The sequence below is a fragment of the Pseudoalteromonas sp. TB41 genome (assembly GCF_000497975.1).
Lineage (GTDB): Bacteria > Pseudomonadota > Gammaproteobacteria > Enterobacterales > Alteromonadaceae > Pseudoalteromonas > Pseudoalteromonas tetraodonis.
The window spans coordinates 1-11,881 of sequence record NZ_AUTH01000076.1 but is presented as its reverse complement, the minus strand read 5'-3'; the positions used below and the strand labels follow the sequence as shown (position 1 = coordinate 11,881).

Below are 11,881 nucleotides of genomic sequence, written 5' to 3'. Positions count from 1 at the left end.
TAGGGCGTGTTGATCTTTGTGGTATGAAAAACAAACAGCATGAAGATAAGGTATAATTGAATTCGCCAGAAAACTTTACACCGAACCTACATGCCAAGATTAATGCTAACAGACGGGACATGGAATGTCTTATCAAAAGTAATGTACTTAAGTGGTCGAATTTATAATAAGCCCGACCATAGAAAAACGCTCGAAGGCATACTGTATAAGATGCGCACAGGTATTCCATGGCGAGATTTACCTTCTGATTTTGGCCGTTGGAGTGCTATCTACAGACGGTTTAATTTATGGTCCAAAAAAGGGATTTTGAATGAACTGTTTCGCGCATTATCTCGTGATGCGGACATGGATTGGGTCTTCATTGATGGCAGTATTGTCAGGGCTCATCAACATAGTTGCGGTGCAAGAACTGCTGACAATGAATCAATTGGAAAGAGCCGAGGTGGAAATTCTACGAAAATTCATCTTGCAGTCGATAGCGGAGGGTTGCCTGTTTATTATGAATTATCCTGTGGAAATACGCATGATATCGTCCATGCAGAGTCACTCGTAGCTAATTGCCCAACAAGTAATATGGTTGTCGCAGATAAAGGCTACGACAGTGAAAAACTGAGAGCGTTTGTTCGTGATAATAACGCTACACCCGTTATTCCACGTAAGGGCAACAGTTTAGTAGGCAATGAAGATATTGACTGGTGCATGTATAAATATCGGCACTTGGTTGAGAATGCATTTGGCCGTATTAAGCAATATAGAGGGATAGCCACGCGGTATGAAAAGCTTGAACGAAATTATCATTCAATGCTCGCTTTAGCATTTACTATGATGTGGCTACCAATGTGGGCTGATTGATATATGTACTACAAAGATCAACAGCCCCTAACAAAAGAGCAAATTTATAAACGCTTAAATAACGAAGAAGATGCTCGCGCGTGTAAGGCCATTGACGATAACGCATGCCAAGAAGTCCCCGGTAATTTTATTACTTTACTGCTAAGCCAACTGTTTAGTAAGTTTGCTGATGCGCTACTCAATCCCAAAATAACGCTGCCGTGGTTAATGCAAAGCTTAAATGTGCCAGCGAGTTTTATTGCTTGGCTAGTACCTATTAGAGAGTCGGGTTCACTACTGCCGCAGTTGGCCATTGCTGGCTTTATCCGCCAATTGCCTATTCGTAAATGGGTGTGGGTTATTGGCGCTATTTTGCAGTCTTTATGTATTTTGGCTATGGTTGGTGTCGCGTTTACACTTGAGGGCAAGCTTGCGGGTTACGCCATTATTGGTTTATTAATTTTATTTAGCTTAGCTAGAGGGTTTAACTCGGTGGCCGCAAAAGATGTGCTTGGAAAAGTTATTCCTAAGCAACAGCGCGGTAATATTAGTGGCTTAGCTGCCAGTATTGCCGGTTTTGCCACCTTAACGTTTGGCTTGCTTATGTGGTTTTTTTCACAACAAAAAGATCAAAACACCGTCATTATAGCCTTAGCACTCGGTGCAATAATGTGGGTGATCGCGGCTTTTTTTTACAGCCAAATAAATGAATATAAAGGGGCAACCGATGGCGGTGAAAATGGCTTGCTGCATGCATTTTCTAAACTTAAGTTGCTTTATAAGGATAAACAATTTGCCCATTTTGTTGTTACCCGTGCGCTACTTTTATGCTCAGCTCTGAGCGCCCCTTTTTATATAGTTTTAGCCAGTAAACAGTCTTTTGAATTTTCTCTGCTTGCCACTTTTATTGCCGTTTCTGGCTTTGCTAGTTTAGTCTCGGCGCCTATTTGGGGCAGGCTCAGTGATTTATCTAGCCAGCGTGTTTTAGTGCTTAGCGCTATATTAGTCACATTTAATGGCTTAGCCGTATTTGTTATTGCCACTTGGTATAGCGCACTACTGCTAAATTGGTGGGTTATGCCTATATTGTATTTTTTACTCTCAGTTGCACACCAAGGCGTGCGTTTAGGGCGAAAAACTTACCTTGTTGATATGGCTGAGGGCAATAAACGCACCGATTATGTATCGGTAAGTAACACGGTAATTGGGGTGTTATTACTACTTCTGGGTAGTATAGGTTTACTCGAGGCTTTTTTATCAACCGCTGAGCTAATTTTACTTTACAGTGGGTTAGGTTTTTTGGGGGCAATGAGTGCACTGTTTTTACCAAAAACAGAGTAAATAGCGTGCTGTTTAACCTGATGTAATTAAAACGCTCACCTTTAAAGTTGTGGGCGTTTTAGTACAAACTTATCTTTGGTGGTGCTAAAGTAATCGCCGCCCATTTTACCTACTGCATCTAAACGTGTCGGATCTATGTAGCCATTTACCAACGTGGCGTCATCTATAAAAATTCCCACTACATCTAAGAGCATCATTTTGCCACCGCTTGGTTTATCTGAAATAGTGATCACTTCTCGAAGCTTACATTCATAGCGTACTTTTGAAGCTGCAACACTCGGCGGATTAACTAACTGGCTTGGGACTCTCTCTATGCTGGCCTCATCAAACTCACTGACATTATTAGGGTAATTAGCGCAGCTTTGGTTCATTTGCTCTACTAAGGCATGACTAACAATATTAACCACACATTCTTTGGTGGCTAGTAAATTTGTCAGTGTATCTTTATTGGCTTTATCACTGGGGTTAACTTGAGTCACACTTAGCACTGCAGGCTGACAACTTGCTACGGTAAAAAAAGAGTAAGGTGCAATATTGCTTACCCCCTCATTACTTAGGGTGCTTATCCATGCAATCGGTCGTGGACTAATACCGCCAACTAAGTAGCTATAAACAGAGCGGTTGTTGTTTTGAATTAAATCTAAAAACATTATTTCTCACTTTTAAGTTAAAAACTAAACCCTAGTACTAGGCAATACGTACTTATAGATTGGATCTTCATTAATACTACACCGTTAGCAAATAGTTTAATTTCATGCGCCAAAAAATAAACATTGTCTGGTTTAAACGCGATTTACGCTTAAGCGATCATCAACCGCTTAAACATGCGTTTAGCAATGGGCTTCCAACATTATTGCTGTACAACTTTGAGCCGCTGTTACTCGAAGATGCTCATTATAACGAGCGACATTGGCGCTTTGTGTATCAGTCACTATGTGATTTAAACCAACAACTTGATCGCTTTAATAGCTGCGTGTACATATTTAAACAAAATATGCAGTCGTTGCTTGAAGAGCTACTCACCCAGTTTGAAATAATTAATCTCTTTAGTCACCAAGAAATCGGCTTAAATAATACATTTGAGCGCGATAAAGCGATTAAAGCATGGTGCCAACATAATCAGATTAACTGGTTTGAGTCACCAACGGGGGCTGTCATTCGGGGTAAAAAAAATCGCAATAATTGGAATGAATGCTGGCAACAAACAATGCAAGCGCCAATTGCCATCCCAGATTGGAAACACATTAAAACAGTGACACTCACACACTACCAATCGCCAGAGTTACCAGACAATTACACGACTGACGATGACAATTTTCAACTCGGAGGGCCGCGACTTGCCCGTGAAGTAATGCAAAGCTTTTTTGCTGAACGCGGTAAGGGTTATCAAAAAGGAATATCCAGCCCAAGCTTAAGCCGTACGCATTGCTCTAGGTTATCGCCCTATTTAGCGTGGGGAAATATCAGCCTGAGGCAAGTGTATCAAATGGCGATAGACGCATACCATTCAACCCATCCCGATAAAAAAGGCTGGAAGCGTCCGCTTGCTGCGTTTGTATCTCGCCTACATTGGCATTGCCATTTTATGCAAAAGTTTGAAAGCGAATGCAGCATGGAATTTAAAGCATTAAATCCGGGTTACCATGCATTTCCGTATCGTGATGACGCTAACGTTACTAGCGATATTGAACGCTGGGCACAAGGGCAAACCGGTATTCCTATTATTGATGCCTGCATGCGCTGTTTAAAAGCCACCGGTTATATTAATTTTAGAATGCGCGCTATGCTAGTTAGCTTTGTAACCCATCATTTAAACATAAGTTGGCAACAAGCAAGTTTTCCGCTGGCTAATTACTTTTTAGACTTTGAGCCAGGTATTCATTATCCGCAAATACAAATGCAGGCATCGGTTACTGGCATTAATACTATTCGCCATTACAACCCCATTAAACAATCTGAAGATCAAGACCCAACCGGCGCATTTATAAAAAAATGGTGCCCCGAACTTGAAAAGCTCCCCATTGAATATTTACATCAACCCTGGCAACAAACGCCAATGGAAGCGTTATTTAACGACTTTAAACTAGGTGAAGACTACCCTGAGCCGATGCTTGATTTAACCACCGCCTCAAAAGAAGCCCGCGAACGGCTATGGCAATACCGAGAGCGGCCCGATGTAAAACGCGCCATAGGTAAAATTCTTAAAAAACACGTGACTCCGACTCAAAAAATCACCCGTGTAAAACGCAAAACTCGCAGTAACAGCAATAAAGAGAACACCTAATTATGGCGCACAAAAAACTTAACTTACCGCAAAAAATTTGCCCAGTATGCAATAAGCCGTTTGCGTGGCGTAAAAAGTGGCAACGAGATTGGGATAACGTTATTTATTGCTCAGAGCGGTGCAAACGCAGCAAATAGAGATTGGCGTTTATCTTGCAGCCTCCATGTTACTACGTACATTTTTAAGCAATTATCGGATTATTTTACATACAACTGATATCAATGCTGAAAAATTTACATTAATCGCAACAAGGAGAACATGATGACAATTAAAAAAACGGCAAGCTCAAATTGGTCTGGCGATATTAAAAGTGGTAAAGGCACTATATCAACTCAAAGTGGTGCTCTCGATAACCAGCCGTATGGGTTTAATACTCGCTTTGAAGATAAGCCCGGCTCTAACCCAGAGGAGCTAGTTGGTGCAGCCCACAGTGCTTGCTTTAGCATGGCGTTATCATTGGCGTTAGGCGAAGCAGGTTTTACTGCTGACGATATAAGCACCAAAGCAACAGTAAGCTTAGATGAAGTAGACGATGGCTTTGCGGTGAGTGAAATCGAATTGGTAGTTAATGCAAAAATTACTGATATTTCCAATGAGCAATTTCAAGCCCTGTGTGAAGACACCAAAAAAGGCTGCCCCATTTCAAAATTACTCAATACCAGCATAAAGCTAACAGCAACACTTAACTAATTTTGTAAACCAATTATACTTTTTGCGTAGCGGTAAGATTATGTTTTAGCATAACCTTACTGCTAATTTTTCATGAATTAAATAAAAACTTTATTATGAGTTATATTAATGTTCGCTAATATAATTATGTAAAATCTCAATACTTTGTTAGGATTACAAGAAACTTAACCACCTTTAAGTGTGGGTTAAATTCAAAGGTGGATGCATGAACGAGAAATCACAAAGTTGCGAAAAAGTATCTTGTAGCAACTGCGCTGATTCTAGCGAACTCGATTTTGACTTTACTATGGCATTTCAGCCTATTATAAATTGCCAGAGCAACACTATTTATGGGTATGAAGCATTGGTTCGTGGTTTAAATAATGAGTCGGCTTATTCTATTATTTCCCAAGTAAACGACGACAACCGCTATACCTTTGACCAACTGTGTAGAATTAAAGCCATTGCACTTGCCTCTAAGCTAGGCATAAACACCATGCTAAGCATTAACTTTTTACCCAACGCTATTTATAAGCCTGAGCGCTGTATTCGCACTACCCTAGAAGCGGCTAAAAAGTACAACTTCCCTACAACTAATATTATGTTTGAATTTACTGAAGTTGAAAAAATAGAAGACAGCAGCCACGTTGAGCGGGTTGTAAGCTACTACCAAGAATTAGGCTTTAAAACAGCTACCGATGACTTTGGCTCAGGCTATTCTGGATTAAACTTACTAGCTGACTTTCAAACAGATATTATTAAACTCGATATGGCACTTATACGCGATATCGACAAAGACACAAAACGCCAAACTATTGTGCGTAACTGCTTAAATATGTTTGAAGAACTGAACATAATGGCGTTAGCTGAGGGTATTGAAACAGTTGAAGAATATCACTGGCTAAAAAGTGTCGGCATTGAATTAATGCAAGGCTACTTGTTTGCAAAACCTGGGTTTGAGTGCTTACCAGACGTTAATTTTCAATAACATTTAGTTGTTATAAAAAACCGCCATCAAGGCGGTTTTTTAGTTTTTGCTATTGGTTAATTACATGTTTCCCAGCTCTATCATCATTGCGGTGTACATACGTAAATTAAGTGCTAGTTGCTCAAGCGTAATAAATTCATGCTCTGAGTGACCGGTGTAGCGTTTACCTGGCATTGATGGACCAAACGATACGGCATTATCAAATAACTTAGCGTTGGTACCACCACCAATAGAGACAAAATCTGCGTCTTGATCGCCAGTAAAGTGTTTAAAAATATCAAGTAACTTCTGCGCATGGGGCGCGTCATCAAGTAACATGGGTGTACCAATGGTGGTTTTAACATTGGCTAATGTTACTTTATTATCAGCTTGCCATTGAGTAAGCGCACTATTAATTTGCTGTTTTAGTAAGTCAGCCTCTTTACCCATAGGACGACGAGCATTAACCGCTAACGTTAGGTTATTACCGTCTCGTTCAATAACTGTGGGCGCTACCGTCATTGGCCCCATAAAGTCATGTTTATACGCAATATCACCAAACTGTTTACCGTGAATATCTAGGCCAATTAGCTGATTTACAAACTTAATGAGCTGCCCATCGCTGTTGTTTTCAAGCTCAACGGCTTTAAATAGTTCAGCCAAATAAGCAATGGCGTTAACACCTGACTCTGGCTCAGATGAGTGAGCCGACATGCCTTTAACACTAATTAAAGTCCCATCTAACTGATCATCAAAGGTAAATTCTACTTGCTTAAGAACCTTGGCTGTTTGTTTTAATTGAGCCATCAATTCAGTACTCGCATTATGCAAAGTTAAGCTGGCATCTTCAGGGATTTGGCTAGCAAAGGCACCACCCGTTACATTGCTGACATACACACCTGTTTGTGGTGATGTTGCATCAAATGTTGGCGCAATTAAGCTCCAGCCTTTTTCAGCAACCACTACAGGGTATGAGGCATCAATGGTTATCGCATACTTTGGTTGCTCATAGGTTTTCATAAACTCAGTTAACGGCCCCCAATCAGACTCCTCCGCTAGGTAAACCATCAGCTCAATGCGGTTATCAAGGGTTATGCCTTTATCTTTTATGGCTTTCATCGCATATAAAGCGGTGGCTATAGCGCCTTTATCGTCTTCGGTACCTCGGCCAACTAATTTACCCGGCTCTGAGGTATCAATAATAAATGGGCTTTGTTTCCATTTGCTGGCGTTTGCAGGTTGTACATCACCGTGAGTCACTATGGTTACTTTTTCTTTTTGCTCACCCATGCCTATGAGTACGGTATAGCCTAAATCTTGGTAGTCAAAGCCCAGTTCAGCGGCTTTCATTTTTAATAACGCTTTAAAGCCTATAAAGTCGGGGTTTTGTGGTGCGCTGATCTCACTTTTATTAACCGTAGGAAACGATACTAAATTAGTAAGCGTATGCACCTGTGCATTTTGGTAGCTATTAACTGCGTAATCGGCCACGCTTTCACTGTGTTTATTTAATTGTGCATGAGCGCTAAATGCACATAAGGCAATACTTGCTAAAGCGAGCTTGTTCAAAACAGATTCCATTTAATTAACAATAAAGAGCTCTAATTATAACCTCCTTGTAAAGTGACAAACAGCGCTTTGCGGCAAACCCACAAGCAAAGCTTATAATTTGTCTAACAGCTTTAAACAAGATGCCTGTATAATGCGCAGCTCAAAATTACGAGGTGAATCATGAATCGCAGAAAAAAGATCATTACAAAATTTAATAACAAAGATAAGCGTGCTAATGCCAAGCTACATAAAAGCAACAAACCGGCTTATGTTTCAAAAGCAGAGCGCGCAAAGCTTGCTGAGCAAGATACCGAACAAGCAATTGAGCACGAGGCTAACGAGGTAGTGCAAACAAGCGTTTAATCGTTATTGTGATAGGGTGAGAGGCTTAAATTGAGTGTTAAAAAGCTTAAAGTGAGCCAAATAACGAACCGCCACATAGCAAACTACCCCACTTGCCACAATCAGTTCAAACGTTGCTAAATACTGTATTTGTTTAACAAACTGCAAATCAATACCCTCTGCATGCATCCATGCGGCAAGTTTAAATAACGCGGTAGCACCAATGACCATAGGAAAAGTAAACGCAGCGTAACCTGGGCAAAATGGACGGCGCAGTAATTTAAAGAATGCGACGTAAATTATAAAGGTCATCAGTACCGCAATTCCAAATAACAAGCCAATAATAACCGGTGACGGCTCGCTGATAACTGTAAAGTAACCAGCTAACGATAAACTTGCTGGCGCCGCTAAAATAGCCAGTGTAGGTTGTGCAGCATCAGGAATTTGCTCAGCAAATATTATCCGGTAAATCATTATCGGCAACATAACTGCGTACATTAACATGCCAAAATAAAGTGCCCCTTGTGCTAAAAATAGCAGTGCTGGGTTACCCGAGAACGCGACATCGGCAACAATAATCCCCACCGGTGGTACAAACCAACTTGGCACCATGTGTTCAATTTTAAATTCACGAACACGATGAATAATAAAGCTCAGTAAAAATCCCAAATGCAATAAAAATGCGCCTACCCAAAGCACATCCCCTGCTAATGGATTAACGTGCCTTAACGAATTAGATACCACCAACGTTGCCATAGCAAAAGTAGGCACCACACTGCCTACAACAGGGTGCGTTAAGTCGGCTTTTAGTAATTGCGGGTGCAGTAAAAATTTTAAGCCAAGTATTAATAATAATACGCTTGCAATTGCCGCCCCAGTGTATTGCGCTGCGCCATTTACATTGAACATATTTTCCCAAGCCCAACCAAGGCTGGCTATGCCTAATGCTAATCCGCCCATTGGGGTGGGTGCGGTTATTACTTTGGCTTTTATATAATTAAACATGTTTATACTCCACACTCACTGTTTATCTTATAAAGAAGTTTAACCTTGCATTTTGTTTAGTTAAATCTAATTATATAGAACACACGTTCAGAAAAACTAAACACCAAGCTCATGAATATTTCTCTTAAACAACTTAAAGTGTTTGTAGGTATTACCCAGTATACAACGCTTAGCGCAGCCTCAGAGCGACTTTACTTGTCTAAAGCGGCACTCAGTATGTCTCTTAGCGAGCTTGAAAAACAATTAGGCCACCCACTGTTTGACCGGGTAAATCATCGCTTAATTTTAAATCAAGAAGGGCAAAAATTACTGCCCCTTGCAGATGAATTACTGCACAGAGCAAATGATATTAATACGCTTTTTTCGTCCCACGCAAAAGCCAGCGGCACGTTAAAAATAGGTGCCAGCGATACCATTGGTAATCATGTGTTGCCCTCTATACTCAGTGGATTTCGCCAACAACAGCAGCATTATTCACAGCAGGTTTTTATTTCAAATTCTGAGCTTATTTGTCAAAAACTGCGCGATTTTGAACTCGACATTGCATTAATAGAAGGCCATGCCCAGCAAAGTGACTTAGTCTCAACCGTGTTTAGTCAAGACACCATGTGCATAATTGCGCCGCCATCCCACCCTTTAGCTAAAAAACCACAGCTTAGTTTTAATGACTTAGCAAACAGTCAATGGGTATTAAGAGAGACCGGCTCTGGCTCACGCTCATTCTTTTTACAAAACCTTGCTACGCATATCGATAATTGGAGCCAAAGCTTTGAGCTCAATACCACAGAGGCATTGATCAACAGCGTTGCAGAAGGGTTAGGACTGGGATGTTTATCGTCACTCGCGGCACAGTACGCTTTAAACGATGGCCGCGTTACGCAGCTTAACTTAAACCACTCCATGCAAAGACAGTTTTGGTTAGTGATGCATAAAGACAAATACAAAAATCCGCTGCTAACGCAGTTTATAGATTTTTGTCACAAGCAGAATTAAAAAATTAATAGTAATTAACTGTCAGATTCGATTAACCAAAAATCGAATCTGACAGCTCACACTAACTTACTCTCTCATCTTAAAACGCGTAACTCATAGCCAAATTAATAGAACGACCCTGCCCTGCTAATTGGTTAAATCCCTGCGTTGAATCTTGTTTAAACTCAGCAATACTTACGCCGCCCAGTGGTAATTCATAATACTCATCAAGCAGATTGGTAATATCAACACTCACGGTCAATGCATCCCAACTGGCTTTTGAGCTTAAATTAAGTAAATGATACTGCTCGGTTTGGTTTTCTAGGCGGTTGCTATCTACGCGGGTTTTACTATCGACCCACTGCCACGTGAGTGCGTTTTCAAAGCGGCCTATTTGCTGGTTAATCGCAAATTGGGTTTGCAGTGGCTTAATTTGATAAAGCGGCTGATTGGTATCGTCGCGCTTACCACGGGTATTGGTAATGTTAGCTTTTAACGACCAACTACCATACTGCTTAGACTCGTGCAGAGTAGTAACCGCATCTAGCTTTACTCCATAAAGCGTGGCATCTAGGTTATTAAACATAAGTACATTACGAGTATTGGCAGCAAGCGCTGTGCGGTTAAAGCTTCTTACTCTGTTGACGTCAATATAATCATTTACATCGCTCACCCACGCATTAGCACTGATACGCCAGCTGTCGTCTTTAGCCATACGGGTATACGTAGTGCTAAGCGTATGTGCGGTTTCAGGTTTAAGGGTAATGTTACCAATATAGCCATTACCATCGCCGTACCAACCTATCATGGTAGTGGCCATATTTCCCACCCCCCAACTGTAACGTTCGTATAAATTAGGTGCGCGATTTTTACGAGCTAAACCAATTTGTAACTCGTCATTATTGCTTAGTTGATAGTTAATCAGCACGTTTGCATCGACTAGGTTGTCTGTTTGTTTTTTGTTCTGACCATTAAACTCTTTAGCGGCCATTGCATCGCTTGGCATCGCCATGGCCATCGCACTCATAGCGGCCATACCTGCGTTGTATGCTTGTACATCGTCGGTATTGGTTATTACATTTTCAAATCGAACGCCTGCATTTAACCACCAGCGAGTATTTAGTTGGCTTTCATATTCAGCAAGCAGGGCAATACGCTGACGCCGGCCGTTATTAATATTGTTGTAGTCATTTGGCCCCATCATCATTGAGCCTTCAACCGCAGGCCACCAATCATCAATATTCATATAATGGTACTCTTGGGCGAGTAATAACTGGCTGTTGTTATCAAGCGCTAATCGCCATTTTAACTGAGTGCTTATATCTTCGGCGTCGGTTTTCATTGGCATTTTTCCGGTTTTTTCTGCGCTGAAAAAGCCCATTTCATGCTTTACGCTATGCCAATTTAACTGCGCTTCAAGCTCACTGTTTGTAAAAGCACGCTTATACTGGGCAACAGCGCCATAGCTGGTGTTATCTGTCATATCCATATATTGGTTAGCAAAGCCTTGATAGGGTATTTTTTGATGGCTTAGCTTAATAACTAATTGTTGCTTATCATCGCGCATGGCAGCACTTAAACTATGGTTTTGCGCGCGGTACAGGGTATCGAGCACTAAATCGCCGTTACCATCTTCATAACTGTTAGCATCGCTAAACGCACCTTGATAATTAAAACTGAATACGTCGCTGGCAATGCGCATGCCCGCGCCTACCTTTTTGCCGTTATCTAGCGTATTGTATTGGGCTGATACGTAGCCAAAGTGCCAGCCAAGTTGCTTGCTTTCACTGTACTGAGGTGAAATAAAATTAACCGCGATCACCCCTGCAATATTATCGCCTCCCGCGCTTACCGGAGAAATACCTGCAACCACTTTGTAGCTACTAATTTGATTGGCTGAAATATACGACAGTGGCGGG

At 41.2% G+C, this 11,881-nt stretch carries 12 protein-coding genes; 8 read left to right on the top strand and 4 right to left on the bottom strand.

Annotated elements, in window-relative coordinates:
* The first annotated feature begins 90 nt into the window (after nt 1-90).
* Nucleotides 91-852 (top strand): IS5 family transposase, encoded by a 762-nt coding sequence (locus L641_RS0111060; RefSeq protein WP_024600859.1) that lies wholly within the window; start codon nt 91-93, stop codon nt 850-852.
* Nucleotides 853-855: 3 nt separating this feature from the next.
* Entirely contained in the window at nt 856-2,172 is a 1,317-nt protein-coding gene (locus tag L641_RS0111055; RefSeq protein WP_024601927.1) for an MFS transporter, read from the top strand.
* A gap of 41 nt (nt 2,173-2,213) precedes the next feature.
* Here L641_RS0111055 and L641_RS0111050 read toward each other — a convergent pair whose 3' ends face one another.
* A complete protein-coding gene (locus tag L641_RS0111050) occupies nt 2,214-2,822 on the bottom strand; it encodes a flavin reductase family protein (RefSeq protein ID WP_024601926.1) in 609 nt (202 codons plus the stop codon).
* Nucleotides 2,823-2,926: 104 nt separating this feature from the next.
* Between L641_RS0111050 and L641_RS0111045 the strand changes: the two genes are divergently transcribed.
* The 4 genes from L641_RS0111045 (at nt 2,927) to L641_RS0111035 (ending at nt 6,113) form a co-directional block, all read left to right on the top strand.
* Nucleotides 2,927-4,456: a deoxyribodipyrimidine photo-lyase gene (locus L641_RS0111045; RefSeq protein ID WP_024601925.1), complete on the top strand. Its 1,530-nt coding sequence runs from the start codon at nt 2,927-2,929 to the stop codon at nt 4,454-4,456.
* A 2-nt stretch (nt 4,457-4,458) separates the two neighbouring features.
* Nucleotides 4,459-4,593: a DUF2256 domain-containing protein gene (locus tag L641_RS22920; protein ID WP_010391223.1), complete on the top strand. Its 135-nt coding sequence runs from the start codon at nt 4,459-4,461 to the stop codon at nt 4,591-4,593.
* Nucleotides 4,594-4,717: 124 nt separating this feature from the next.
* Nucleotides 4,718-5,146 (top strand): OsmC family protein, encoded by a 429-nt coding sequence (locus tag L641_RS0111040; RefSeq protein WP_024601924.1) that lies wholly within the window; start codon nt 4,718-4,720, stop codon nt 5,144-5,146.
* 205 nt (nt 5,147-5,351) lie between these two features.
* Nucleotides 5,352-6,113 (top strand): EAL domain-containing protein, encoded by a 762-nt coding sequence (locus tag L641_RS0111035; protein WP_024601923.1) that lies wholly within the window; start codon nt 5,352-5,354, stop codon nt 6,111-6,113.
* Between the two features lie 60 nt (nt 6,114-6,173).
* Here L641_RS0111035 and L641_RS0111030 read toward each other — a convergent pair whose 3' ends face one another.
* The gene (locus L641_RS0111030) at nt 6,174-7,661 is read right to left on the bottom strand and encodes a dipeptidase (protein WP_024601922.1); all 1,488 of its coding nucleotides are present in this window, start codon (nt 7,659-7,661) and stop codon (nt 6,174-6,176) included.
* Nucleotides 7,662-7,823: 162 nt separating this feature from the next.
* Between L641_RS0111030 and L641_RS0111025 the strand changes: the two genes are divergently transcribed.
* Entirely contained in the window at nt 7,824-8,006 is a 183-nt protein-coding gene (locus tag L641_RS0111025) for a DUF2986 domain-containing protein (RefSeq protein WP_024601921.1), read from the top strand.
* Nucleotides 8,007-8,009: 3 nt separating this feature from the next.
* Here the strand turns inward: L641_RS0111025 and L641_RS0111020 are convergent, their stop codons facing one another.
* Nucleotides 8,010-8,990 carry a TDT family transporter gene (locus L641_RS0111020; protein ID WP_024601920.1) on the bottom strand — a complete coding sequence of 327 codons (981 nt, stop codon included), beginning with the start codon at nt 8,988-8,990 and terminating at the stop codon, nt 8,010-8,012.
* 111 nt (nt 8,991-9,101) lie between these two features.
* On the opposite strand from L641_RS0111020, the gene L641_RS0111015 reads away from it, so the two are divergent.
* Nucleotides 9,102-9,983, top strand: coding sequence for a LysR family transcriptional regulator (locus L641_RS0111015; RefSeq protein ID WP_024601919.1), 882 nt, complete (start codon nt 9,102-9,104; stop codon nt 9,981-9,983).
* Between the two features lie 79 nt (nt 9,984-10,062).
* On the opposite strand, the gene L641_RS0111010 is transcribed toward L641_RS0111015, so the two are convergent.
* The coding region (locus tag L641_RS0111010; protein WP_024601918.1) for a TonB-dependent receptor at nt 10,063-11,881 on the bottom strand (1,819 nt) is incomplete at its 5' end.

Coding starts and splice junctions, on each gene's coding strand:
- L641_RS0111045 (WP_024601925.1), top strand. CDS start 2,927: ATGCGCCAAAAAATAAACATTGTCTGGTTTAAACGCGATTTACGCTTA.
- L641_RS0111040 (WP_024601924.1), top strand. CDS start 4,718: ATGACAATTAAAAAAACGGCAAGCTCAAATTGGTCTGGCGATATTAAA.
- L641_RS0111055 (WP_024601927.1), top strand. CDS start 856: ATGTACTACAAAGATCAACAGCCCCTAACAAAAGAGCAAATTTATAAA.
- L641_RS0111050 (WP_024601926.1), bottom strand. CDS start 2,822: ATGTTTTTAGATTTAATTCAAAACAACAACCGCTCTGTTTATAGCTAC.
- L641_RS0111020 (WP_024601920.1), bottom strand. CDS start 8,990: ATGTTTAATTATATAAAAGCCAAAGTAATAACCGCACCCACCCCAATG.
- L641_RS0111015 (WP_024601919.1), top strand. CDS start 9,102: ATGAATATTTCTCTTAAACAACTTAAAGTGTTTGTAGGTATTACCCAG.
- L641_RS0111025 (WP_024601921.1), top strand. CDS start 7,824: ATGAATCGCAGAAAAAAGATCATTACAAAATTTAATAACAAAGATAAG.
- L641_RS22920 (WP_010391223.1), top strand. CDS start 4,459: ATGGCGCACAAAAAACTTAACTTACCGCAAAAAATTTGCCCAGTATGC.
- L641_RS0111035 (WP_024601923.1), top strand. CDS start 5,352: ATGAACGAGAAATCACAAAGTTGCGAAAAAGTATCTTGTAGCAACTGC.
- L641_RS0111060 (WP_024600859.1), top strand. CDS start 91: ATGCCAAGATTAATGCTAACAGACGGGACATGGAATGTCTTATCAAAA.